A 24,369-nucleotide genomic window follows, 5' to 3' on the forward strand; every position below is an offset into this window, starting at 1 on the left:
AGAATCGGTTTTTGCAAAATCGGCAGCAAAGATACTAATAAATCTTAATCATGAATATAATAGGCGCTACAGACCAAAAACAACAATCTTTAAAACAGTTTTTTTCAATAAAAAATGCCTTCATAGGCTCTATTTATCATAGATTCGTTTAAATTTGGACTGCACAAAAAAATATAAAATTGGAAACATATTTTTATCACCCTCTCACACCAATTCAATGGTTTTTAATTATCGGATTGGTTCTTACATTTCTTATAGATTTAATCTATTCAATTTTCTATTGTAGAAAATTAAAAGTTAAGAACAATTCATACATTCATTCCGAAACAATTCCTGTTTCAATAATTATTTGTGCTAAAAATCAAGCACAATATTTAGAAAAGAATCTTCCCGGATTATTAACACAAGACTATCCTGAATATGAAATAATAGTTGTTGATAATGGAAGTGTTGACGATACTGAAGATGTATTGATTAGGTTGAAAAATATATATCCACACCTTAGATCAACACAAATTCCAATCGACGAAAAATTCAAACACAACAAAAAACTTGCTATAACAATTGGCGTAAAAGCAGCAAAATACGACCAAATTATACATCTAAATCCAAATGGTTTTACCAATAGAAAAACATGGTTACGAACTACTGTTGCACATGCACAAGGAAAGCTATACAATGCCTATAGCAATTTCGAATATCGAAAAGGATTCTTCTACAACTTCTTTAGATATGATATTATCAAACAAACCATTAAGATAGCTGCTTTTACAAATATAAATAAGTTGTACGCAGGCAATTCTTTTAACATGAGTTTTTTGAAGTCTGATTTTCTCGCAAACAAAGGATATGCAGGAAATGCACATTTCGAAGCAGGCTACGATCACATTTTATGCATGGATTTAGCTAAGAAGTCGGATTATACTTTCTCCACAAATCCTGATAGTAAAATCACTATTGATGCAAAAAACTACTGTAAAACCTGGAAAACAATTAACAAGCATTACTTCAAGAGTAGGAAATACATTCCATTTAAAAGAAAACTATTGCTGGATTTAGAACCAATAGCACATTTTCTGTTCGTAACTCTTCTTATTCTAGCTTTGATAAAAACACAACTATATTTTTCATTACTTGCAATATGCATAGTCAAAATTTTTATAAAAGGATACTGTTTTAAAATTTCCACAAGGCATTTGAGAGAAGAGAATTTATTTTTATCTTCGTATGTATATGTCTTATTAAGACCTCTGTATAAATTGCTATTTTATATACAAAGTTACATATACAGTAAACGATCATAATGGAAATAAATCCGAATCTCTCAGAAAAAGCCCAATACGACTATAGGCTGGTAAAAGCTTCAGTTAATGGCGATCAAAAAGCATATGAAGAGCTTTTTAAAAGATACAAGGACGCCATATTTTTCATGTTATTAAAAATGGTTAATAACAAAAACGACGCTGAAGATTTAACCTTTGAGGCTTTCGGTAAAGCTTTCCGTAATATCAAACAATACTCTCCCAAATATGCTTTCAGCACATGGTTATTCAAAATTGCGTCGAACAATTGTATTGATTTCCTAAGAAAAAAGAGAGGAAACACAATATCCATTGATGGAAAAGACGATGCTGAAAACGAAAGAACCATAACGCTTGAATCAAGTGGTCTTAATCCTGAACAAGAATTTGTTAAGAAACAGAAAGCAAAAATTATGCGGAATGAGGTTGGCAAGTTAAAAGAACGTTATCGCCGACTAATTGAACTTCGCTATTTTGAAGAATTTTCTTACGAAGAAATTGCTCAAGAGCTAAAGTTGCCAATAGGAACTGTAAAAGCTCAATTGTTTAGAGCTCGTGAATTGCTTTTCAACAACCTTAAAGATTCTGAAGTAAAAATCGAGAAGAAAAAGAAATAATTTTTTTGTTGGAAAACGATGAATGCGAATTAGTTCTATCTTTGCCAACCTAAAATAAAATTGGCATGGAAATCATCGAAAAATATTTTACAGATTTAACTGAGGAACAAAAAGATCGTTTTGCTCAGCTTAAAGATTTGTATACCCACTGGAACAATCAAATCAATGTCATTTCGCGTAAAGACATTGATTCTTTATACCTACATCATGTTTTGCATTCATTATCGATTGCCAAAGTAATGAAGTTTGAACCTGGAACAAAGATCATGGATGTTGGCTGCGGAGGAGGTTTTCCAGGAATTCCATTGGCTATTCTTTTTCCTGAATGCGATTTTTACATGGTAGATTCCATTGGAAAAAAGATAAAAGTAGTAAACGAAGTAGCTGCAGCCTTAAAATTAAAAAATGTAAAAGCAGAACACACTAGAGTTCAACAGGTAAAAGAAAAATTCGACTTTATTGTAAGTAGAGCCGTTACTGCATTTCCTAAATTTGTGAACATGGTTCGCAAAAATTCTTCACCAAAAGATAAAAATAGTTTGGCCAATGGTATTCTTTATATCAAAGGTGGAGATTTTCAGGAAGAAATAGCTGGATACGGCGATAAAGTGCAGCTTTTCGACTGTACCAACTTCTTCGAAGAGGAGTTCTTTGAGACTAAAAAAGTTGTACATCTTGAGCTTTAGGAAAAATATTTTGCATCATCCTTTTGTTAGATTAAAAAAAAACTTATTTTTGCAGTCCAAAATCAACGCATATAATAACTTTATTCGATAAAAATTTTTCGCGATGAAAAGAACATTTCAACCATCAAATAGAAAGAGAAGAAATAAGCACGGTTTCAGAGAGAGAATGTCTTCTGTAAGCGGAAGAGCAGTGCTATCTCGTAGAAGAGCTAAAGGCAGAAAGAAAGTTTCTGTTTCAAGCGAGCGCAGACACAAAGCTTAATTTTACAATTAAGTAACCGATATACAGAAAGTAAAGAATTCAAATTCTTTACTTTTTTGTATTTTAAGGTTTCAACCTTTCTAAAATTGATTGAGTTCCAAGGGAGCTCTTTTTTTTTGCCTTTTTTTGTAAGAATGAAGCTGCAATTCCAGTAGCTCATTTCTTAAATCTAAAAATCTCTGCTATTTTTGTAGAACGCAAAAACTACTGAAATAATAAGTATTTTTTGTCGTTAATGAACTATTGACTTTTAATGACGATAGCCAACCCAAAAGAAAACAGACTCGAATGAAATCAACTAATTTTTTTAAAAGCAGATTCTTTTTAATTCAGTTAGGCATTGCTTTACTAATAACAATTGCTATTGTATGGATTACTCTTTCAGGATTAAAATGGTATACACATCATGGCGAAAAATTAACCGTTCCAAATTTGTATGGAACAAGCCTCGAAGATGCTGCCAAAACAATAGATGAAGAAAATCTGCGACTCACTGTTTACGATTCAATTTACAATCCGAAATATGAGCCGGGAACTGTTTTGGATCAAAGACCTGTGGCCGGAGCTATTGTAAAACGAAATCGAAATCTGTTTTTAACCATTAATGCGCACCAACCAGAACAGGTACGTTTCCCAAATTTAGTTGACAATTCGTTCCGTCAGGCTTACGAGTTACTTATTACCAATGGATTTAAAATTGGTCGATTAGAATATGAAAAAAGTCAATTTTTCAACTTGGTACTTTACCCTAAATACAAAGGCGATTCAATTGGATCAGGAAGCATGATAGATAAAGGTGCAACCATTGATTTGGTATTGGGAAGAGGTAATACATTCGGAGTTTTGGCTCCCAATTTAATGGGAAAAAACAATACCCAAGCCAAGGAGAAAATAATCATGTCAAATTTAAATGTTGGCAAGATACAATTCGATGAATCAGTTAAAAGTCAAATTGATTCTATACAAGCAAAAGTATTCAAACAATATCCAGCTTACAACGAAAATCGAAAAATTCGTCCAGGGAACAATATTGATCTTTGGCTGACAAAAGATACTCTTAAGCTTCAACATGCAGATTCGCTGCTTCAACAAAGATTAGGCAAATTGCTTTATTAAAACACAGCAAAAGTAATGAAACAAGAACCAAAAGATAATATCAACCCGGAAGAGGAATTAGATAATAATCAGGAAGTATTCGAACATTTTCGTTTTGAAGTTGATCCTGGACAAAGCATGCTTAGGATCGACAAATATTTGGTAGACCGAATGCAGAATGCTTCACGAAATAAAATTCAGGAAGCTGCTGATGCCGGATGTATCAATGTTAACGACAAACCTGTTAAGCGTAACTACAAGGTAAAACCGAACGATGTTATCACCATTGTTTTGAGCTATCCTCCAAGAGAGATCGAAATCATACCTCAAGATATCCCACTAAACATTGTTTATGAAGATGACGCCTTTCTAATTGTAAATAAAAATCCAGGCATGGTAGTTCATCCATCTTACGGGCATTATTCTGGAACTTTAGTAAATGCTCTTGCGCACCACCTAAAAGCTTTACCACTTTTCAATTCGAAGGATCCTAGACCAGGTTTGGTACATCGTATCGATAAAGACACATCTGGTATTTTGGTAATTGCAAAAACCGAAGAAGCCAAAACCAAACTTGCATTACAATTCTTCAACAAAACCAGTGATAGAAAATATCGCGCTTTGGTTTGGGGAAATTTGGAAAACGACGAAGGAACAATTACTGGTCATATTGGAAGAAATTTAAAAAACAGAAAAGTTATGGATGTTTTTCCTGATGGAGAATATGGAAAGCATGCTGTAACTCACTATCGAGTACTGGAAAGATTGGGATATGTAAATTTAGTGGAGTGTATTTTGGAAACAGGACGAACTCACCAAATTCGCGCTCACTTCAAGCATATCGGCCATCCTCTTTTTAATGATTCTGATTATGGTGGAGATCAAATCTTAAAAGGAACTACCTTTACCAAGTACAAACAGTTTGTTCAAAATTGTTTTAAAATTTGTCCAAGACAAGCATTACACGCTAAAACTTTAGGTTTCGATCATCCTACAACTGGAGAATACATTTCTTTCAATTCGGAGATTCCTGAAGACATGAGCAGTGTAATTCAAAAATGGAGAGATTATACAGCTAGTCGAGAAGAATAACAAAGCACTATACAACCCATGAAAAGAAACATTGCAGTAATAGCAGGAGGAGACTCAGCCGAGATTGTAATTTCACTTCAAACGGCCGATCATATTTTCAATACTCTTGATAAAGATCTTTACAATCCATACTTAATTGAATTAAAAGAATTAGAATGGAATGTGAAAATTGAGAATGAATCCTACCCTATCGATAAAAATGATTTTAGTTTTACCAAGGATGGAATTAAAACAACATTCGATTTTGCATACATTGCAATTCATGGAACTCCTGGTGAAAATGGAATTCTTCAGGGATATTTGCAGTTATTAAGAATTCCTCATTCAACTTGTGATGTTTTAAGTAGTGCCCTAAGTTTTAACAAACATGCGTGCAATTCATACTTAAAAAGCTTAGGTTTCAATTTTGCAAAATCGGTTCTCCTAAAGAAAGATGAAGAATATTCTATTGAAGAAATTCATGCAAAATTAGGAATGCCTTGCTTTGTTAAACCAAATGCTGATGGTTCAAGCTTTGGAATTTCGAAGGTAAAACAAATTGAGGACTTAAATGAAGCCATTGAAAAAGCATTTAAGGAGGGAAAAGAGGTTATTATAGAAGAGTTTATTGATGGATTAGAATTCACTTGTGGTTTAGTAAAAACCAAGAAAGAGAGTATAGTGTTTCCAGTTACAGAAGTACTCCCTAAGAAAGAATTTTTCGATTTTGAAGCCAAATACGATCCAAATATGGCTGAGGAAATTACTCCTGCAAGGATTTCTAAAGAATTATCAGATAGAATTCAAAATATATCGTCCCAAGTTTACGATGCCCTAAAATGCAAAGGCATTGTTCGCGTAGATTATATGATCAAAGAAGATGAAATTTTTATTCTGGAAGCCAATACTGTCCCAGGTATGACCGCCAACAGTTTTATCCCTAAACAGGTTACTGCAATGAATCGCGAATTAAAGGATATCTTAACTTTAGTTATCGAAAATGAATTCTAAAAAGCTTTTTAAAATAGCTTAAACCACTGATTAGGAAAGTTTTAAATATTCATAGAAAAATAAAAAAAAATGTATTTTTTTTCATTTTTTTTTACTCTTACGAAAGGCCTTATTTTTAAGGATTCTTTCCATTCTTATGAAAATAACTACCTGAAAACTAAGCCAAAACTATTAAAACATCGCGAACTTTTTACAAACTTATACGTAATATGATATAGATTTTAATGGATTATTTTTCAATTCATTATTTCATAGTTAAATTTTAGGGTTAGTAATAGAACATTAACAAGGAGGCAGGGGCAGCCTCCTTGTTTCTTTTTACCCTTTTTCGAATAAAAAAATCCGATGAGAAACTCACCGGATTTATATCTAAATTTTTCTTATTGACTAATTAGTCTGCATCAACGTACTCTTCGTTGTATACTTCTAATGGTGCACATGTACACATTAGGTTACGATCACCGAAAGCATCATCTACACGACCAACTGTTGGCCAGAATTTGTTGTCAGCAACCCACTTCAACGGATACACTGCCTTCTGACGAGTATAAGTGTGATTCCACTCATCTGCAGTTAGTACTTTGTGTGTGTGAGGAGCATTTTTTAATACATTATCAACAGTGTCAGCAACACCATCTTCAATTTCCTTCATCTCTTCATTGATCTTAGCCAATGCTTCAATGAAACGATCTAATTCTTCTAATGGTTCACTTTCAGTTGGCTCAACCATTAATGTTCCGTGCACTGGGAATGACAAAGTTGGAGCATGGAATCCATAATCCATCAATCGCTTAGCGATATCAGTATCGGTAATTCCTACTGACTTGTTGAACTCACGACAATCGAAAATCATTTCGTGACCAACACGTCCGTTTTCACCCTTATATAAAATTTTAAATCCTAATTTTTCGAACGACGAAGCCAAATAATTGGCATTTAAAATTGCCATTTTAGTAGATTCGGTTAAACCTTCTGTACCCAACATTGCAATGTAACCGTAAGTAATTGGCAATACACTTGCAGAACCAAACGGAGCAGCAGCTACAGCTGTAATTGCATTTTCGCCACCAGTTTCCACACATTTATGAGATGGTAAGAATTGTACCAAATGTTCAGCAACACCAATTGGTCCAACACCAGGACCTCCACCACCGTGAGGAATTGAGAAGGTCTTATGTAAGTTCAAGTGACAAACATCAGCGCCAATCAATCCCGGGTTAGTTAAACCAACCTGAGCATTCATATTTGCACCATCCATGTACACCTGACCACCATTCTCATGAATAAGATTCATCATTTCCTTAATTCCGGTTTCGAATACACCATGAGTAGATGGGTAAGTAATCATGTAAGCACATAAATCTTCAGCATGCTTTTCAGCTTTTGCTTTCAAATCATCAAACTCAACATTACCATTTTCATCACATTTTACAATAACAGGTTTCATTCCTGCAACTGTTACTGAAGCCGGATTAGTTCCATGGGCCGAAGAAGGGATCAAAACTACATTTCTGTGTCCTTCTCCACGAGAGATGTGGTATTCACGAATAACCATCAAACCTGTGTACTCACCAGCAGCACCTGAGTTAGGCTGTAAAGTACATCCTGCAAAACCTGTAATTTCTGACAACCATTTTTCAAGTTCAGAAATCATATCAGTATAACCTTCTACCTGATTCATTGGTACAAATGGGTGAATTCCACCAAATTCAGGCCAGCTAATTGGCAACATAGAAACTGCAGAATTTAATTTCATCGTACAAGATCCCAATGAAATCATAGAAGTATTCAAACCGATATCTTTCTTCTCAAGGTTTTTCATGTAACGCATCATTGCAGTTTCTGAACGATAGCGGTTGAAAACATCAAGAGTTAAGAAATCACTTGTTCTTGAGAATTTACCATCAAAGTAAACTTTCTCTTCTACTTCTTTTGCCTCAACTTCTTTACCAGCAGCTTTAGCAAAAATATTTATAATGGTATTGATCTCTTCTTTACTGATTTTTTCATCAGAAGAGATACCAACTGTTTTTTCATCAATATAACGGAAGTTCATTTCAGCCTCTAAAGCTGCATTTCTGATATCTTCCATTACTACTCCTTCAGGAAGCACAACCTCAATTGTATCAAAGAAGTTTTCTATATTTTGTGTGTATCCTAAAGCTTTTACTCCTTCAGATAACTCAGCTGCTCCTGCATGGATGTGCTTAGCAATTCTGGTTAAGCCTTCAGCTCCATGGTAAGCTCCGTAGAAACCTGCCATAGTTGCCAACAAAGCCTGAGCAGTACAAATATTAGATGTAGCTTTTTCACGCTTAATGTGTTGCTCGCGAGTTTGCAATGCCATACGAACTGCATGATTTCCCTGAGCATCTTTGGTAACCCCAATAATACGACCTGGAACATTACGCTTGTACGCTTCGCGACATGCAAGGAAAGCAGCATGAGGTCCACCGTATCCCATTGGAATACCGAAACGTTGAGTTGTACCAACAACGATATCAGCTCCCCATTCACCTGGAGGGGTTAACAATACCAAACTCATTAAATCTGCAGCAACCGAAACCAAAGCTTCAGCAGCGTGAGCTTTCTCTACAAAATCAGCATAATCTTCGATACTACCATTTGCAGCAGGATACTGTACGATAGCACCAAAAACAGTTTCATCAAACTCGAATGATTTATAATCACCGACAATTAACTCAATTCCAAGAGGGTTTGCACGTGTATTTAATACATCAAGAGTTTGAGTATAGATGTTTTGATCTACAAAAACTTTATTGGCTCCGGCTTTTTTCTTAGCGCGAGAACGAAGTCCCATCATCATGTACATCGACTCACCAACAGCAGTAGCTTCATCCAAAAGAGAACAGTTAGCCAATTCCATTTTGGTCAAATCCAACACCATTGTCTGGAAGTTCAAAAGAGCTTCCAATCTACCTTGAGAAACCTCTGCCTGATATGGAGTATAAGGAGTATACCAACCTGGATTTTCTAAAATATTTCTTTGAATTACAGCAGGAGTAATTGTATCGTAGTAACCTTGTCCAATAAAAGTTCTGAACAATTTATTCTTAGCAGCAATTCCTTTAATCTTCGCAAAATATTCATACTCCGATAAAGCTTCTGGTAAATCCAGATCTTTTCCCAATCTAATATCCGAAGGGATAGTTTCTTCGATTAGGGCTTCCAATGATGGAGCACCTACAGTTTCCAACATGGTCTTAATATCGCCGTTGCGAGGACCAATGTGACGAGAAACAAACTTTTCGCTTGCCATATTGTTGTTTATTTAGTTGTTGTTGTTTATAAATAAATTTGATTGTAAAAGTAGCAAAAGATTTAAATTTTCAAGTAGTAAAATAATCTTTTAAAACGCTGTTTTTTAACATTCCTTCGCAAGTAGAACTATCAACTTAACCTTTTGTTTTTTAGATTAATACAAAGATGACTTTTGTCATATTTTAACCTGGGTTTTTAATCTCGAACATGTTAATAATTTTGTTTAGTCTATCAACAATCATTAAAAAAGAAAAAGCCCCTTCAAAAAGAAGAGGCTTTATATCTATGAAACTAAAATTATAATCCTTTCAGAAACACATTGTTGTTGCGTTCGTGACCAATTGTTGTCGATGGACCATGACCAGGATAAACCTCCACATCATCAGCAAGAACCAATAGTTTTTCCTTAATTCCTCCGATTAATTGTTCGTAATTTCCGTAAGGAAGATCTGTTCTACCAATACTTTCGCGAAATAAAACATCACCAGCAATCACAAATTTTTGTTCTTCGTTGTAAAACACAACATGTCCCGGCGAATGTCCTGGTACATGCAATACTTTTAATTCAGAATTTCCAAATTTGATTACATCACCATCTTTAATCGCTTCACCCATTGCAGGTGGTTCAACAACGTTCTCAAGTCCTAAACGCACCGCATAATTAGGAGCTTCTGCCAACAAAAATTCATCATCTTTATGAGCACAGGTTAGTAAATTAAACGTGTCTTTCATAAACTGATTACCCAAAACATGATCGATATGCAGGTGAGTATTTAATTGTTTTACCAACTTTAGCCCATTTTTTTCAACAAAATCGATTAATTTTTTTCCTTCGTCTTCGAAAAACACTCCGCAATCTATTAAAACTGCTTCTCCTGTTTCATCGTGTAATATGTATGTATTTTCTTGCCAGTGATTAAACACTAATGTTTCTATCGTAATCATATTTGTTATTTTTTTGTAGCCCAAATTTACATTTATTTCAACGAACTAGAAACATGTTGTGATGAAAATCTAATGAGGAGTAGATCCACTTAAAGCAAAGTGATCCATTACTTCATAAACTGGTCCCTGTTGAGTAAGTTTACTTTCCATTAAAACAAATTCTGAAATCAATAACTCATCATCTCTCCAACTTTCATGAGATTCCAGGATACATTTTACTTTATCAGGATTTTTAACACCATACTTTATTCTGCCAATGGTTAGATGTGGTGAAAATCTGGTATCAGGAAATTCAACTATATTTTGCAAATGCTTCAAAATTTCCTCGCGTAACTGATACATTAAATCATCAGTATTAACACCTATCCACAACACTCTTGCTCTGTTAATAGATGGGAATGCACCCAAAGAACTTAACTGTATTCGAAAAGGGGGAAATTTTGCTGCACAAATCCTCAATCGATTTTTTATCAATTCTATTTTTCTTACATCAGTTGCACCAATAAACCCAAGAGTAATATGTAAGCCTTTAAAATCAACCCACTTTATCCACTCATCCTTTAAATCTACCTGAACTTGTCGAAAAATCGCACGAATTTGATCGGTATTATTTATCTTTATTGCTATGAAAATACGTGTGGTTTCCACTTGAATCTATGAGTTTAATGATTTGTAGTTTCGAGTCCACAAATTATACAAAATAATCTGCATCTAAATATTTAAATCATATCAACATGAACTCAAAGAAAAAATTTGCTGTCGTATTAGCTGGTTCGGGCGTTTACGATGGGTCTGAAATTCACGAAGCTACTTTAGCATTATATGCCATTTCGAAAAATGGTGGCGAATACGAAATCTTTGCTCCTAATATCGATCAATATCATGTTATCAACCACATTACTGGCGAGGAAATGGCTGAAAAAAGAAATGTATTGGTTGAAGCTGCTCGTATTGCAAGAGGTAAAATTAAAGATTTAAAGGAGTTCGATGCCAACAATTACGATGCAATTCTTTTCCCTGGCGGATTTGGTGTTGCAAAAAACCTTTGCACATTTGCTTTTAAAGGTCCTGATTGTGATGTAAATCCAGATGTTGAGACTGCATTGAAAGCCATGCATGATGCAGGAAAACCAATTGGTGCATTGTGTATTGCTCCTGCTCTAATTGTAAAAGTACTTGGCAAAGTTGAAGTTACCATCGGACAAGATGCAGTAACTGCAGAGGCAATTACATCTTTAGGTGCAACACATATGAATACAGGTCATGGTGAAATTGTTTTCGATAAAGAAAATAAAATTGTAACCACACCATGTTATATGCTTGATGCTACCATTGCTCAAATTGGTGAAGGAGCTGAAAATGTTGTAAAAACATTAATGGATCTGTAATAATTGACACTAAAAAACTCAGAATATTAAAATGAAAGTACGCATAGTATAGAAATGCGTACTTTCTTTATTTATTGAAACAATGAAGAATAGAAACACCAAAGATCCCGGCGAAAACCATATTTACCCTTTTATTATTTCCAACATTTTAGTGTTTGTAGGGATATTTTTTAGCTTAAATTCAGCTCCCGAAGTAGCTATTATTTTATACTCCATGTCGCTTAATCTGTTTATTCACTGGCTTGGATTTTACAGTTCTACAAAAAAGAAAATTGCTCGTTTTTCTGAGTACTACAACAATTTAATGATTGGCATTTTCTGTGTTTCATCGGTAATTCCTGTTTTTATATTAATGGTATCACTGATATTGGAATTCCCCGTTTCTAATTGGACCTTTTTATTGGTTTCCCTACTATTGAGTTTTATTTTCAAGTTTGGCTTATACAAATACTTTGCATGGGAATCGGTAACCGAAAAACTGATGAATCAGTACAGAATGAGTATTGAACAAGAACGAGACGATAATTTTAAGATTGTAAAAGCACATTTTGATACCAATCCCGAAAAGTTTAAGGAATACATTGAGAAATCGCAGCTGTTCGATGATAAAATTGAAAAACTGTTCTGATTATTTCATAAAGTAAGCATTGCGCACACATAAAAAGAATCTCCGAATCAATAAACAACCTGTCCGCAACAAAAATCAGAAGCTTCGAACACCATAATTCCAATTGCGCACACTAAATTGATGGTTCTGCACGCGGATTGAGTATCTCCGAACTGTGCGGAATAAATTTCCCGGCGTGCGGAAGAATCACCTTACCGTTCGGAACAGATTTCTTCCCGTGCGGAAGGGTCACCTTGCCGTGCTGAACAAATAAAATTGCGTGCGGAAGCACTTCCCATATGTGCGGAAAGGGTACCTGAGCGTGCAAAACAAATTTTTTAGTGTGCGGAAGCATTACCTTAACGTGCAGAGAAGATATTTATGTGTGCGGAAGCATTTCTTTTGTGCTCGGAAACTTCCTTTTGGTGCGAAGTGGATAAGGCGGTGGCAACTCCCTGTTTTTAATCCGATCTAAAATTTCTTCTACCATCCAATCTTTTCCTAAAGGATCGTACTCTGCCTTTAACGAAGTACCAAACATTGCGGCAATTGATTGCCAAAACACGGCTGTTACCGATCCTTTTAACTCCTTCAAATGGTAATAACTACTATGCCCTGATTCTCGGTCAATCAGTTTCATTAATAGTTTCCCCTGCGAGATCTTCAGTTTCATTAATGGCTTTTTGTACTCTTTCATCAAGCCTTTGTATTCTTTCCTGATTAATTTCCTGCGTTCCTTTTTACTATGAACATTTTTCAATTGTTCATTCAAACGAATAATAGTATTGTTTGCTTCCTCGGCATATGGATACACGATTCTTACATTACGAACCGTACGCCAATATTTTCGGGTGCTGCGGTAATGTTTTCTTTTTCGTTTCTTGTATCTCTTAACATTGATTTCATCCAGATTTACATGCAAATTGGTATCTGCAAAAACCACAGTATCTAATAATAGATTGTATCGATCTTCAGCACGAGTTTTTGCATTTGATTCTGTACACAGCAAAATCAAGATACTTCCCATTATTAATATGCCTAATCCAACTAACCGCATCACAATTCAAAGTTAATCTTTCTATCTTTAAAGAAATTATCAAAACATACCATCATGCAAAAATTTATTCCCCTATTTCTATTGCTGATTCTTTCGATAAATAGTTTTGCTCAAGATCGAATAACTGGATTCAATTTCGCAACTCGATCAGAGGTAATTGCTAAAAATGGAATGGCTTGTACCAGTCAACCATTGGCAACACAAGTAGCACTCGACATTCTCAAATCGGGAGGAAATGCTGTTGATGCAGCCATAGCCGCCAATGCAACTCTCGGATTAATGGAACCCACCGGATGTGGAATTGGTGGTGATATTTTCGTGATTCTTTGGGATGCAAAAACCAAGAAATTGTACGGATTAAATGGAAGTGGACGTTCTCCAAAATCGCTTACGCTAGATTATTTAAAGCAAAATACCAATGGAAAAATACCGGCTTATGGCCCGCTACCTGTTTCGGTTCCAGGTTGTGTTGATGGCTGGTTTACCATTCACAAAAAGTTTGGTAAGTTGGATATGGAAAAAATTCTGCAACCTGCAATCACTTATGCAAAGGAAGGTTTTCCGGTAAGCGAATTAATTGCTTATTATATGAATGGCTCAGCCAAGAGGTTAAAAAAATATCCAGGCTTTGCAGAAACCTATATGCCAAATGGTAAAATGCCTCAAAAAGGAGAAATTTTTAAGAATCCATATCTGGCAAACACCTATGAAAAAATAGCCAAAGGTGGTCGGGATGCATTTTACAAAGGCGATATTGCCAAAAGCATTGCAAAGTACATTAAAGAACAAGGCGGATTTCTTTCTTACGAAGATTTAGCTACACACAAATCGGAATGGGTTGATCCTATATCAGTAAATTATAGAGGATACACGGTATGGGAATTGCCGCCAAACGGACAGGGAACTGCCGCCCTTCAAATTCTCAATATCTTAAAGTATTACGATATTGCCAAGATGGGATTTGGCTCAACGGATTACTTACACACTTTTATTGAAGCAAAAAAGTTGGCATTCGAAGATCGTGCAAAGTTTTACACCGACCCTGATTTTTCAGAAATACCAATAAAGGAATTGATATCTAATGAATATGCATTGGAGCGAAAAGAATTAATCGATCCTAATAAAGCTGCTAGAGAATATCCTGCTGGAGAATTGGAACAAGGCAATACCATTTATCTTACTGTTGCTGATAAAGAAGGCAATATGGTATCACTAATTCAAAGTAATTATCGAGGAATGGGATCGGGAATGACACCTGAAGGTCTTGGTTTTGTTCTTCAGGACAGAGGGGAACTTTTTAGTCTGGATGAAGGTCATGCGAACGTTTATGCTCCTGGGAAAAGACCATTTCATACCATCATTCCAGCCTTTATCACAAAAGATGAAAAACCATTTATCAGTTTTGGTTTAATGGGCGGTGCCATGCAACCACAAGGACATGCTCAGATAGTAGTTAACCTAATTGATTTCGGAATGAATCTGCAGGAAGCAGGTGATGCTCCTCGAATTCGTCACGAAGGTTCCTCGCAACCAACAGGCTCAAAAATGAAAGATGGTGGTTGGATAAACCTTGAATCGGGTATTACATACCAAAGCATAAGAGAATTAATGCAAAAGGGCCATAAAATAAAATATAGCACTGGTGGATTTGGTGGATATCAAGCCATAATGTTCGACGAAAAAAACGGCGTGTATTATGGTGCTTCTGAATCAAGAAAAGATGGTCAGGCTGCTGGTTACTAAAGCTTGATTAATTAACAATTATTTACATAAGTGATGTTTTTAACTAAATACACATAAATCCCCTATTTATCTAGATTAATAGGTATTTGTGTAGATTTTAAAAAACATGAAATTTACTTAAGACTATTTTTTGGGATGCACTTAATTTTTACTTCTTTTGCAAATCACAATATAGTACAACAAACAAGTTAAATAAGACATAACAGATCGGGCATGACTAAGTATGTAGAATTAAATGTTAGATCGGAGATTGGTGAATTAGAGGGAGTGATCCTTCATACTCCGGGTGCAGAAGTCGAAAATATGACTCCTGAGAATGCTGAACGTGCACTTTACAGTGATATTTTAAACCTTGACGTAGCAAGAGATGAATACAAACAGTTGAGCGGTGTACTGGGCAAAATAGCACAAACTTATCAGGTTAAAGATCTTTTGGCTAATGTCCTAAAGGATGAAAAAGCTAAAGAGGCTGTAATCGACAGAGTGTGTAAAATGGAACCTCACATTGCCATTAAAGGCAATACATATTGCATCAAGGATTACTTGCTGGATCAAGCACCTACAGAATTGGCAAGACTTTTAATTGAAGGTGTACCTTTAAAAGCAGATAACCTTACCAAGTTCTTAAGTAAAGAACGTTATGCAATGCGTCCGCTTCACAATTTCTTCTTTACTCGCGATGCTTCAATGTCGGTATTGAACGAAGTTTTGATTGGTAAAATGGCTAATGGCGTTCGTGATCGCGAATCATTAATCATGCAATCAATTTTCGATTATACTCCAGGTTTTAATACAAAAACTGTAAATCCAATCGATAATCCATCCGTAGATCCAAATTGTATGATCGAAGGTGGCGACGTTCTTATCGCTCGTGATGACATCTTAGTGATTGGTAATGGAACAAGAACAACAACTCAAGGTATTGATTTTATTCTTGCTCAGTTATTATCGCAAAAAGAGGAAAAACAACGTCACATTTTGGTACAGGAATTACCAAGTCAACCAGAATCTTTCATTCACCTTGACATGGTATTTACACTGTTAGATGTTGATAAATGTATGGTTTACGAACCATTAATCATGCGTCCAAACAAATATCAAACTGTACACATTACCATCCAAAATGGAAAAGTGCTTGATATTAGAAGAGAAAACAACCTTCTTGAAGCATTGAAAAAATTAGGTATGGATCTTAAGCCGATTTTCTGTGGTGGAAATGGTGATCCATGGAATCAGGAAAGAGAACAATGGCACAGTGGTGCGAACTTCTTTGCTGTAGGTCCTGGTAAAGTTATTGGTTATGGTAGAAATATCCACACGATGGAAGCAATGAACAAGAATGGATTTGAGATTCTTCGTGCGAAAGATATCATTCGCCATAAAGTTGAACTTTCAGATTACGAAAAATATGTAATTACCATTGAAGGTTCTGAACTACCTCGTGGTGGTGGTGGTGCACGATGCATGACAATGCCAGTTCGTCGTAAACCAGTTAATTGGTAAGAAATTACACAAAATACCATATAAAGGAATCCCATTCGGATTCCTTTTTTTATTTTTGTTCCGCAATAAAGAATACAGAACAATAGAATGAGAAAATTAAAGAATAGCGAATTAGATCGCAAAAGCATAGATGAATTTAAAGCATCAGATAAAACTCCAATTATTATTGTATTGGATAATGTAAGAAGCCTAAATAACATTGGTTCTGTATTTCGTACTTCGGATGCACTTTTAATTGAAGCTGTTTATTTATGTGGCATTACCGCAACTCCTCCACACAGAGAATTGCACAAAACAGCATTGGGGGCAGAAGATTCGGTACAGTGGGAATATTTTAAGAACACCGAAGATGCTGTTGCAAAATTAAAGGAAAATGGATTTGATATTTACTCAGTTGAGCAAGCTGAGAATAGCGTGTCTCTGGAAAATTTCGAAACCAATCCTAGTAAAAAATATGCTTTAATTTTCGGCAATGAAGTAAAAGGAGTACAACAAAAAATTGTTGATGCCTCTGACGGATGTATTGAAATCCCTCAATTTGGAACCAAACACTCCTTCAATATTTCGGTAAGTTGTGGTATTGTTCTTTGGGATTTATTCTCTAAAATGAACTATCAGAAATAGCCTAAAGATTAAATTCTAAAGTAATAATCGTTCCTGGAAAAGCCTTCTCATACTCTTTTGAGAAGGTTCGTTGTTTTACCTGTTTCCAAACTGCTGTTCCCGACAAGATTTGAATCTTTCCTTGGTTTTGTTGAACAAATTGCCTGATGGTAAACAAACCAATTCCTTTGTGATTCCTCTTAAACGTTGTGGTTCCATTTTGCACAGCCCATTCAACAGCTGCTATGGGATGATTACTTGAAGATATATCAACAAATGACTTTCCTTTGTTAACAATGGTAACAAACAACTTCTTGTTGTATACCGAAAAATAATGCGATATAAAAACCTCACGACATTTACTATGAACAAAGGCATTTCTGAAAACCTCGGCAACACAAAGCTCAATTGCCATTTTCAAGTGTTGATTTAAGCTAATATCTGGTCTTTCAGGAAATATTTTGGTTTCCAGATATTCCGATAATGCCCCTTCGTCTGGACTTGTAAAATTCTGACATTTGATTAAATGCTTCCATAAATTTTTTTTGGCAGCACCATTTACCAATTTCTTGGTATTAAATAAATTGTCAATTGATTCCTGAATACCGACTAAGCGAGGCTTGTTTTTTTTCTTTTCTAAGCTAGAAATCAAACAGCCTAAAATAGAGAACAAGTTAGATTCTATGACTTTTGTTTCCTCAAAATTGAATACTATTTCTTCACCATAGCATTTTTTTGTTTGATGATACAAATCGGTAAAAAATACTACACCCTGAAAGTTATTTGCAAGCTTCTGAGGAATTGTAATCTCCATCTTTTTATCCTTGTTTAATTCCTAAATAAGAATCGTCTAAGATAAAAAAATAGAATAAATATTTTAGGTATCTAAACAAAAAAAGCGATCCTAAAAAGGATCGCTTTTCATATATCTTGTAATTTTTAATTACTCAACGATAGCTTTGAATTTAGCATCTTCAAATACTTTAGCAAATTCCATATCAGACTTCGCTACTGATTTTAAAGAAGCATCTTTAGCTACTGCAGTTTCAAGGTTAGTGAAAACTAAGTTATTGTTATCAGTTCTCGCACCTACTACAGCTTTTAGGTAGTATACCATTGCAGCATCGCTAGTGTTAGCGTTTAATTTTTCAAGAGCAACATTGTTTTTACCAGCTAAAATGTTAGCTAAAGCAGCGTTTACTGAAGGACAATCACCGAAGTGCTTCACAGCAGTATCGTAATCAGCCTTCATGATAGCAACAATACCTTGGTTGTAGTTAACTTCTTTACCAGCACCAGTTGCAGCACCAAAAAGAACTTCTGCTTCAGCAACATTACCGTTTACTAACTCAACAGCACCTAAGTTGTTTTTCACAACTGGGTTGTTTGCAGAAAGCTTATCAGCTTTTTCGAAGTTAGATTTAGCGTCAGCTACTTTACCCATACCGAATAAGATCATACCTGCATCGTTATAACCTCTCCAGTCTTTAGAGAATTGCTTCTTAGCTGATTCGTAAATTTTCAATTTATCGTCAGCAGACTTCACTAAAGTAGCAGAATATAATAATTCTTCAACGTTTAGTTCAGATGGCTTGTTCATACCAAGATCTTTCAATTCAGCGTCAGATTTACCAATAAGATCAACGTTAACAGTGAATTTAGCTCTTCTTAATTTAGGAAGTACTTCTTTCTTAACATCGTCGAAAGCAGCAGAAATGTTTCTGATTTCTTTTTCACGTACTTCAGGATCTGAGTACATAGAAAGAACACGTAGAATCAATTCTTTATCTTGGATGTTAGAAGCTTTCATTAATTTTTGGAAACCTTCCCAGTCTTCTGGAGTAACTTTAGATTTGAAGAAATCTTCAGCTGCATACTCAGCCATTTTACCTCTCTTCATTTCTTTCTTGATGTACTTAGAAGAAGAAACTTCACGCTTACCAGCTAATTTCTCGTTCCAATCTTGCTTACCATCTGGAGATGCATAAGCAGAAACTTCAACTCCTTTGTATTCTTTCTTTTCGTCAGCTTTAACAGCGTCTAAGTATGCTTTAAGAGCTTTAACGTCTTCAGCTTTCATTTCTGACCAACGAACTTGTGAGCTGTTGATTAGGTAGTGAAGATCTGCCTCTTGTGTTTCTGGAATAATTCTTTGGAATGCATCTTTACCAACAATGTTCATTGGGTTATTTTGCACCAAAGTAGCAGTAGCAACTACACCATCAGCAATTTTGTAAGGATCGAATTCAACTGATTGCTCACCTTTGCTAGCAGTCATTCTAACTTCTAAGTCAGAAATTCTCATTGCTTGCTCGTAAGGAACTTTACCAGTGTAGGTAATAGTTTTTCCAGTTTCAAAAGGAACTACAGTATTGTTTCCTTGAACTTTCTCGCCTTGTAAAGTTTTTGATGGGAAAGCTTTTTCTCCATTTTCGAACTTCAATACAGGAGTTGCAACAAGAACGGCTTTTTTATTAAAATATCCGCCAGGAATGTTAACAACAACTTTTACATCAACCATATCAGCATGTGCTTCCAAAACTTCAGGAGTCACCTGATACTTGATATCACTTGCTTCTTTCTTCATCTTATTAAGACCAGCACAGCTTGTAAGTACCAATCCTGCTAAAGCCAAAGAAGCTAAGGAAATAACCTTTGATCTTTTCATAACAACTACTTAATTATTTTAACTTTTAAAATTATATTCTAGTTCAAAAACAAATTTAAGAAAATTTTATGCAAATTAAATTTATTCCGTCTTTTTATTTGGATTTTCAGGGCTTTCAGAGAATTATCCTATTTAAACCTTGCTTACATTCAGTTTCGAAAATTGCCTTGGTAATTTTCTCATAATCATCCTCTTGGTTAACAAAGTCGATGTCATTGGTATCAATCACCAAAAACTTATGATCTTGTTGTTGTTTAAAGAACTCAAAATAACTGTCTTGTATCTTTAATAGATATTCAGCAGTAATCTCTTGTTCATATTCTCTTCCTCTCTTTTTAATATTCGATAATAATTTCTCTACATTGGAATGCAGATAGACATACAAATCGGGTTTAGGCAAGGAATTATAAATGATATGAAAAAACTGACGATACAAAGTATATTCATCATCCTGAAGAGTCTGTTTTGAGAATATCAAGGATTTCATAAAATAGTAATCCGAAATGGTAAAAGATTTAAACAAATCACGTTCGCTTAATTCTTTCTTCAGCTGATTGTATCTATCTGCCAGAAACGACATTTCCAATGGAAAGGAGTATTTATCAGGATCTTTATAAAATTTTGGCAAAAAAGGATTTTCAGCAAACTGCTCTAGTATCAGTTTAGCATTCCGCTCCTCTGATATTTTATGTGAAAGAGTCGTTTTCCCGGCACCTATATTACCTTCAATTACGATAAAATTATAATCCATTAAAAATGTATTTGCGTTTTTGGAGTCATAAAAATAGAAAATGAAGGGCAAATATCAGGCTTTTTTAAAAAAAGAAAGAGCCAATTTTGATAAAAAAAATCAACACCAACTCCTTAATTCTATAGTCTGTTATTTTTGAGCAAGTTAGAAATCTCTTATAATTGCTTTCCTTTTCGTTTGCATTCCCGATCTTTTCTATTGCCTAAAATGTTACCCACAATCATCCCAACACCAGCACATAAGAAAAATATAGTCGGATTAAAATGGTAAAACATTCCATAAGTTAATAACAAGCCAAAAACAACTCCTACCAATGCAAATATGGCTGAGTAGGTATAAGTGAAATGATGGATTTGATATACTCCATGCTGATCTTTCAAGTGTTTTAAAAGCTTTTCTACACGCTTTTCATATTCACTTCTATTTACTCCCGATTTGTTGATCAGACGATCCAAATCATCAATGATATTTTCCAGCTCTGCCTTTGCATATTTACAATCCAAGCAAGATGTTTGACTATCCAAAAGTTTGGCAATACGTTTCAATTTCTCAATCTGATAAAATCGAAAATCTTTTATCGAAATAAAATCTTGTACTTGTCCATCTACTTTTTCAGATATCTGATCTACCCAATTGTTTTCCATCTTTTCCTTTTCATTTACATTGCTAAAATAGACAAAGCATATACAAAAAAAAATCCCGGGAATAATTTCCCGGGATTAAGAATAAAAATATTTCGATTATTTATTTTCTTCTTTTTTCTTTCTTTCAGGCTTTGGTAAAAGAACTTTTCTTGAAAGTTTTAATTTTCCTGATTTCGCATCAATATCAATCAACTTCACTTCTATTTCCTGACCTTCTTTCAATACTTCATCTACAGTTTGTAGTCTTCTGTGTTCAATTTCTGAAATATGAAGTAGACCATCCTTACCTGGAAGAACTTCAACAAATGCTCCAAATGTAACAATTGATTTTACCTTTCCTTTGTAGATCTCTCCAACTTCAGGAACGGCAACAATACCTTTAATACGAGCTAATGCAGCATCAATTGATTCTTTGTTGTCAGCTGAAATATCAACTACACCTTTGCCATCAACTTCCTCAATCACAATAACAGCTCCTGTTACTTCTTGAATCTCCTGAATGATTTTTCCACCAGGACCGATAACAGCACCAATCATATCCTTAGGAATATCTATAGAAACGATGCGTGGAGCATGTGGTTTCAAGTCTTCTCTTGGTTCCTCAATAGTTTCACCAATCTTATCTAAAATATGAAGACGACCTTGACGAGCTTGTTCTAGGGCCTGTGCTAATACTTCATATGGAAGACCATCAACTTTAATATCCATCTGAGTAGCTGTAATACCATCTCTGGTACCAGTTACTTTAAAGTCCATATCACCCAAGTGATCTTCATCACCTAAGATATCAGAAAGAACTGCATATTTTTCTGCCCCTGCAGTTGAGATTAATCCCATTGCAATACCGGTTACTGGCTTCTTAATCTGAATACCTGCATCCATCAAAGCCAATGTACCAGCACAAACTGTGGCCATAGATGATGAACCGTTTGATTCCAAGATATCAGAAACTACACGAATAGCATAAGGAGAATCAGCTGGAATCATACCTTTAAGAGCACGGAATGCAAGGTTACCATGACCAACTTCACGACGGCTAATACCACGTGTTGGACGAGCATCACCAGTTGAGAATGGAGGGAAGTTATAATGTAGAACAAACTTCTCTTTTCCCTGGTACAATACATCATCAACAATCTTCTCATCAAGTTTAGTTCCTAATGTTACAGAAGTTAATGATTGAGTTTCACCACGAGTAAATACTGCAGAACCATGAGCGCCAGGAAGGTAATCGATCTCAGACCAAATAGGACGAATCTCATCAGTTTGACGACCATCTAAACGCAATCTATCTTCTAACACCATATTTCTTACCGCTTCTTTTTCCACATCGTGGTAGTAACGGCCAATAAGTGTCATATTTATTTCTTCTTCCTCTTTTCCTTCTGAATATTCAGCAACAAACTCTTCTTTAACCGCTGCAAAATCTTCAGCACGTTGGTGTTTGTTTGCATTCTTACGACGAGCAACCTCTAATACTTTATCGTAAGTTTTGTCGATGATTAACTGACGTAATTCTTCGTCATTATTTTCATGACAATATTCTCTTTTTTCAGTTTTACCAACTTCCTCAGTTAATTCAATCTGAGCCTGGCACTGAACTTTAATAGCTTCGTGAGCAATTTTGATAGCTTCAAGCATTTCAGCTTCTGAAACTTCATCCATCTCACCTTCCACCATCATAATATTTTCCATAGTAGCAGCAACGATCATATCAAGATCTGCAGCTTCTAATTCTGTACGAGTTGGGTTAATCTTATATTCACCATCAACTCTTGCTACGCGTACTTCTGAAATTGGCTCCAAAAATGGGATATCAGAAACCGCAAGTGCAGCCGAAGCTGCTAAACCAGCCAAAGCATCAGGCATGGTATCTGCATCTGCCGAAATCAAATTGATAGATACAAAAGTATCAGCATGATAATCTTCCGGGAATAGTGGACGAAGAGCACGGTCCACAAGGCGAGAAACTAGAATTTCATAATCTGAAGGTCTTCCTTCACGTTTCATGAATCCACCAGGGAAACGTCCTAATGCACTAAATTTTTCTTTGTAATCAACAGACAAAGGCATAAAGTCAACATCAGGTTTTGCATCTTTAGCGGATACTACTGTTGCCAACAACATGGTCTTACCCATTTTTACTACTACAGATCCATCAGCTTGTTTTGCTAATTTCCCTGTTTCAATTGTGATGGACCTTCCATCACCTAATTCAATTATTTTTTCGATCACTTTCATCTTTTGTAGTTTATTTCAAACTTCTTTTTGGATAAGCAACAAGGTGTCGCCAATATATAAAAAGCAATCCCGATTGCTCGGGATTGCTTTAATATGATATTATTTACGAATATTTAAAGCTTTAATAATAGCTCTGTATCTTTCAATATCTTTTGCTTTTAGGTAATCAAGAAGATTTCTTCTTTTACCTACTAGCAATTGCAGTGCACGTTGGGTACTGTAATCTTTTCTATTGTTTTTCAAGTGCTCAGTTAAGTGAGCGATACGGTAAGAAAACAAGGCAATCTGAGATTCTGCAGTCCCAGTGTCTTTGTTAGACTTCCCGTACTTTTCGAAAAGCTCTTGCTTTTTCTCTGCTGATAAATACATAATTCTTTTTTTTAATTTATTTGTTACTAAAGATTGCTGTTCACAATCAATTTGCAAAATTAAGCAATATTTTCTACAAAGCAATTTCTAAGGAAAAAAACATCCAATGAATTATTGGAATTTTATTGAAAGTTAGTGTGATAAGTACGCCTTATCATATTTCTATAAAGAATTAGTTTAATTCCTACACTATTAAAATCTTGTTTGGTATTCCTTCAATTCAAATATCAATATTTTGTCTGAAAAGTTAGCCCTCTTATTATAAAAATTTGGCATTGACTTGTTGAGTTTACAGCAAAAAAAAAGAGTCTCACTCCTTAATGGAATAAGACTCTTTAAAGGTTGGCGTCGACCTACTCTCCCACATCTCTGCAGTACCATCGGCGCTAACGGGCTTAACTTCTCTGTTCGGAATGGGAAGAGGTGGAACCCCGTCGCTATAAACACCTAAAATCGTTTGTTGATCTCTCAACTAAATATCATAGACACATTGAAAAGTAAAATAAAAGAACCAAATCACGTAAG

General features: G+C 35.1%; 22 protein-coding genes and 1 rRNA gene. 12 read left to right on the forward strand and 11 right to left on the reverse strand.

What is annotated here, in order from left to right:
• The first annotated feature begins 179 nt into the window (after positions 1 to 179).
• From BXY64_RS14575 to BXY64_RS14605, 7 genes are all read left to right on the forward strand, one after another.
• A complete protein-coding gene (locus BXY64_RS14575) occupies positions 180 to 1,304 on the forward strand; it encodes a glycosyltransferase (RefSeq protein ID WP_170150672.1) in 1,125 nt (374 codons plus the stop codon).
• Entirely contained in the window at positions 1,304 to 1,918 is a 615-nt protein-coding gene (locus BXY64_RS14580; RefSeq protein WP_120240731.1) for an RNA polymerase sigma factor, read from the forward strand. The genes BXY64_RS14575 and BXY64_RS14580 overlap by 1 nt, the downstream gene beginning before the upstream one ends.
• A 65-nt stretch (positions 1,919 to 1,983) precedes the next feature.
• Positions 1,984 to 2,604 (forward strand): 16S rRNA (guanine(527)-N(7))-methyltransferase RsmG, encoded by a 621-nt coding sequence (gene rsmG, locus BXY64_RS14585; protein WP_120240732.1) that lies wholly within the window; start codon positions 1,984 to 1,986, stop codon positions 2,602 to 2,604.
• Positions 2,605 to 2,707: 103 nt separating this feature from the next.
• Positions 2,708 to 2,866, forward strand: a complete 159-nt coding sequence (gene rpmH / locus BXY64_RS14590; RefSeq protein WP_110363239.1) for a 50S ribosomal protein L34 — start codon at positions 2,708 to 2,710, stop codon at positions 2,864 to 2,866.
• A 288-nt stretch (positions 2,867 to 3,154) separates the two neighbouring features.
• Positions 3,155 to 3,982, forward strand: coding sequence for a PASTA domain-containing protein (locus BXY64_RS14595; protein WP_120240733.1), 828 nt, complete (start codon positions 3,155 to 3,157; stop codon positions 3,980 to 3,982).
• A 15-nt stretch (positions 3,983 to 3,997) separates the two neighbouring features.
• On the forward strand, positions 3,998 to 5,053 hold the full coding sequence (locus BXY64_RS14600; RefSeq protein WP_120240734.1) for an RluA family pseudouridine synthase: 1,056 nt from the start codon (positions 3,998 to 4,000) through the stop codon (positions 5,051 to 5,053).
• An 18-nt stretch (positions 5,054 to 5,071) separates the two neighbouring features.
• On the forward strand, positions 5,072 to 6,043 hold the full coding sequence (locus BXY64_RS14605) for a D-alanine--D-alanine ligase (RefSeq protein WP_120240735.1): 972 nt from the start codon (positions 5,072 to 5,074) through the stop codon (positions 6,041 to 6,043).
• A 391-nt stretch (positions 6,044 to 6,434) separates the two neighbouring features.
• On the opposite strand, the gene gcvP is transcribed toward BXY64_RS14605, so the two are convergent.
• The 3 genes from gcvP to thpR all read right to left on the reverse strand — a co-directional run bounded on the left by gcvP (position 6,435) and on the right by thpR (position 10,918).
• Positions 6,435 to 9,323: an aminomethyl-transferring glycine dehydrogenase gene (gene gcvP / locus BXY64_RS14610; RefSeq protein WP_120240736.1), complete on the reverse strand. Its 2,889-nt coding sequence runs from the start codon at positions 9,321 to 9,323 to the stop codon at positions 6,435 to 6,437.
• Between the two features lie 299 nt (positions 9,324 to 9,622).
• Complete coding sequence (locus BXY64_RS14615; protein ID WP_120240737.1) at positions 9,623 to 10,270, reverse strand: MBL fold metallo-hydrolase; 648 nt, start codon at positions 10,268 to 10,270, stop codon at positions 9,623 to 9,625.
• Between the two features lie 69 nt (positions 10,271 to 10,339).
• Positions 10,340 to 10,918 carry an RNA 2',3'-cyclic phosphodiesterase gene (thpR, locus tag BXY64_RS14620; protein ID WP_170150673.1) on the reverse strand — a complete coding sequence of 193 codons (579 nt, stop codon included), beginning with the start codon at positions 10,916 to 10,918 and terminating at the stop codon, positions 10,340 to 10,342.
• A gap of 86 nt (positions 10,919 to 11,004) precedes the next feature.
• On the opposite strand from thpR, the gene elbB reads away from it, so the two are divergent.
• Both elbB and BXY64_RS14630 read left to right on the forward strand, forming a co-directional pair.
• Positions 11,005 to 11,658, forward strand: a complete 654-nt coding sequence (elbB, locus tag BXY64_RS14625) for an isoprenoid biosynthesis glyoxalase ElbB (protein ID WP_120240739.1) — start codon at positions 11,005 to 11,007, stop codon at positions 11,656 to 11,658.
• Between the two features lie 82 nt (positions 11,659 to 11,740).
• Positions 11,741 to 12,286 carry a hypothetical protein gene (locus BXY64_RS14630; RefSeq protein WP_120240740.1) on the forward strand — a complete coding sequence of 182 codons (546 nt, stop codon included), beginning with the start codon at positions 11,741 to 11,743 and terminating at the stop codon, positions 12,284 to 12,286.
• 358 nt (positions 12,287 to 12,644) lie between these two features.
• On the opposite strand, the gene BXY64_RS14640 is transcribed toward BXY64_RS14630, so the two are convergent.
• Entirely contained in the window at positions 12,645 to 13,322 is a 678-nt protein-coding gene (locus BXY64_RS14640) for a DUF4294 domain-containing protein (RefSeq protein WP_120240742.1), read from the reverse strand.
• A gap of 54 nt (positions 13,323 to 13,376) precedes the next feature.
• Here BXY64_RS14640 and ggt point away from each other — a divergent pair, with 54 nt between their 5' ends.
• The 3 genes from ggt to BXY64_RS14655 all read left to right on the forward strand — a co-directional run bounded on the left by ggt (position 13,377) and on the right by BXY64_RS14655 (position 17,192).
• Entirely contained in the window at positions 13,377 to 15,065 is a 1,689-nt protein-coding gene (gene ggt, locus BXY64_RS14645; RefSeq protein ID WP_120240743.1) for a gamma-glutamyltransferase, read from the forward strand.
• Positions 15,066 to 15,278: 213 nt separating this feature from the next.
• Positions 15,279 to 16,568, forward strand: a complete 1,290-nt coding sequence (locus BXY64_RS14650) for an arginine deiminase (RefSeq protein WP_120240744.1) — start codon at positions 15,279 to 15,281, stop codon at positions 16,566 to 16,568.
• 87 nt (positions 16,569 to 16,655) lie between these two features.
• Positions 16,656 to 17,192, forward strand: coding sequence for an RNA methyltransferase (locus BXY64_RS14655; RefSeq protein WP_120240745.1), 537 nt, complete (start codon positions 16,656 to 16,658; stop codon positions 17,190 to 17,192).
• A gap of 1 nt (position 17,193) precedes the next feature.
• Here the strand turns inward: BXY64_RS14655 and BXY64_RS14660 are convergent, their stop codons facing one another.
• The 7 genes from BXY64_RS14660 to rrf all read right to left on the reverse strand — a co-directional run bounded on the left by BXY64_RS14660 (position 17,194) and on the right by rrf (position 24,295).
• The gene (locus BXY64_RS14660; RefSeq protein ID WP_120240746.1) at positions 17,194 to 17,985 is read right to left on the reverse strand and encodes a hypothetical protein; all 792 of its coding nucleotides are present in this window, start codon (positions 17,983 to 17,985) and stop codon (positions 17,194 to 17,196) included.
• Positions 17,986 to 18,114: 129 nt separating this feature from the next.
• On the reverse strand, positions 18,115 to 19,839 hold the full coding sequence (locus BXY64_RS14665) for a tetratricopeptide repeat protein (RefSeq protein ID WP_120240747.1): 1,725 nt from the start codon (positions 19,837 to 19,839) through the stop codon (positions 18,115 to 18,117).
• Positions 19,840 to 19,954: 115 nt separating this feature from the next.
• Complete coding sequence (locus tag BXY64_RS14670) at positions 19,955 to 20,590, reverse strand: deoxynucleoside kinase (protein ID WP_120240748.1); 636 nt, start codon at positions 20,588 to 20,590, stop codon at positions 19,955 to 19,957.
• A 155-nt stretch (positions 20,591 to 20,745) separates the two neighbouring features.
• Positions 20,746 to 21,234 carry a hypothetical protein gene (locus tag BXY64_RS14675; protein ID WP_120240749.1) on the reverse strand — a complete coding sequence of 163 codons (489 nt, stop codon included), beginning with the start codon at positions 21,232 to 21,234 and terminating at the stop codon, positions 20,746 to 20,748.
• A 96-nt stretch (positions 21,235 to 21,330) separates the two neighbouring features.
• Positions 21,331 to 23,475 carry a polyribonucleotide nucleotidyltransferase gene (gene pnp / locus BXY64_RS14680; protein WP_120240750.1) on the reverse strand — a complete coding sequence of 715 codons (2,145 nt, stop codon included), beginning with the start codon at positions 23,473 to 23,475 and terminating at the stop codon, positions 21,331 to 21,333.
• Positions 23,476 to 23,574: 99 nt separating this feature from the next.
• Positions 23,575 to 23,844 carry a 30S ribosomal protein S15 gene (gene rpsO / locus BXY64_RS14685; protein WP_110363274.1) on the reverse strand — a complete coding sequence of 90 codons (270 nt, stop codon included), beginning with the start codon at positions 23,842 to 23,844 and terminating at the stop codon, positions 23,575 to 23,577.
• A 340-nt stretch (positions 23,845 to 24,184) separates the two neighbouring features.
• Positions 24,185 to 24,295, reverse strand: a 5S ribosomal RNA gene (rrf, locus tag BXY64_RS14690).
• Positions 24,296 to 24,369 lie beyond the last annotated feature (74 nt).

The sequence above is a fragment of the Marinifilum flexuosum genome, from assembly GCF_003610555.1.
GTDB lineage: Bacteria > Bacteroidota > Bacteroidia > Bacteroidales > Marinifilaceae > Marinifilum > Marinifilum flexuosum.

What these genes read in the sequence shown, in the direction of transcription:
- BXY64_RS14580 (WP_120240731.1), top strand. Translation starts at nt 1,304, where the DNA reads ATGGAAATAAATCCGAATCTCTCAGAAAAAGCCCAATACGACTATAGG.
- rsmG (WP_120240732.1), top strand. Translation starts at nt 1,984, where the DNA reads ATGGAAATCATCGAAAAATATTTTACAGATTTAACTGAGGAACAAAAA.
- rpmH (WP_110363239.1), top strand. Translation starts at nt 2,708, where the DNA reads ATGAAAAGAACATTTCAACCATCAAATAGAAAGAGAAGAAATAAGCAC.
- BXY64_RS14595 (WP_120240733.1), top strand. Translation starts at nt 3,155, where the DNA reads ATGAAATCAACTAATTTTTTTAAAAGCAGATTCTTTTTAATTCAGTTA.
- BXY64_RS14600 (WP_120240734.1), top strand. Translation starts at nt 3,998, where the DNA reads ATGAAACAAGAACCAAAAGATAATATCAACCCGGAAGAGGAATTAGAT.
- BXY64_RS14605 (WP_120240735.1), top strand. Translation starts at nt 5,072, where the DNA reads ATGAAAAGAAACATTGCAGTAATAGCAGGAGGAGACTCAGCCGAGATT.
- gcvP (WP_120240736.1), bottom strand. Translation starts at nt 9,323, where the DNA reads ATGGCAAGCGAAAAGTTTGTTTCTCGTCACATTGGTCCTCGCAACGGC.
- BXY64_RS14615 (WP_120240737.1), bottom strand. Translation starts at nt 10,270, where the DNA reads ATGATTACGATAGAAACATTAGTGTTTAATCACTGGCAAGAAAATACA.
- elbB (WP_120240739.1), top strand. Translation starts at nt 11,005, where the DNA reads ATGAACTCAAAGAAAAAATTTGCTGTCGTATTAGCTGGTTCGGGCGTT.
- BXY64_RS14630 (WP_120240740.1), top strand. Translation starts at nt 11,741, where the DNA reads ATGAAGAATAGAAACACCAAAGATCCCGGCGAAAACCATATTTACCCT.
- BXY64_RS14640 (WP_120240742.1), bottom strand. Translation starts at nt 13,322, where the DNA reads ATGCGGTTAGTTGGATTAGGCATATTAATAATGGGAAGTATCTTGATT.
- ggt (WP_120240743.1), top strand. Translation starts at nt 13,377, where the DNA reads ATGCAAAAATTTATTCCCCTATTTCTATTGCTGATTCTTTCGATAAAT.
- BXY64_RS14650 (WP_120240744.1), top strand. Translation starts at nt 15,279, where the DNA reads ATGACTAAGTATGTAGAATTAAATGTTAGATCGGAGATTGGTGAATTA.
- BXY64_RS14655 (WP_120240745.1), top strand. Translation starts at nt 16,656, where the DNA reads ATGAGAAAATTAAAGAATAGCGAATTAGATCGCAAAAGCATAGATGAA.
- BXY64_RS14660 (WP_120240746.1), bottom strand. Translation starts at nt 17,985, where the DNA reads ATGGAGATTACAATTCCTCAGAAGCTTGCAAATAACTTTCAGGGTGTA.
- BXY64_RS14665 (WP_120240747.1), bottom strand. Translation starts at nt 19,839, where the DNA reads ATGAAAAGATCAAAGGTTATTTCCTTAGCTTCTTTGGCTTTAGCAGGA.
- BXY64_RS14670 (WP_120240748.1), bottom strand. Translation starts at nt 20,590, where the DNA reads ATGGATTATAATTTTATCGTAATTGAAGGTAATATAGGTGCCGGGAAA.
- BXY64_RS14675 (WP_120240749.1), bottom strand. Translation starts at nt 21,234, where the DNA reads ATGGAAAACAATTGGGTAGATCAGATATCTGAAAAAGTAGATGGACAA.
- pnp (WP_120240750.1), bottom strand. Translation starts at nt 23,475, where the DNA reads ATGAAAGTGATCGAAAAAATAATTGAATTAGGTGATGGAAGGTCCATC.
- rpsO (WP_110363274.1), bottom strand. Translation starts at nt 23,844, where the DNA reads ATGTATTTATCAGCAGAGAAAAAGCAAGAGCTTTTCGAAAAGTACGGG.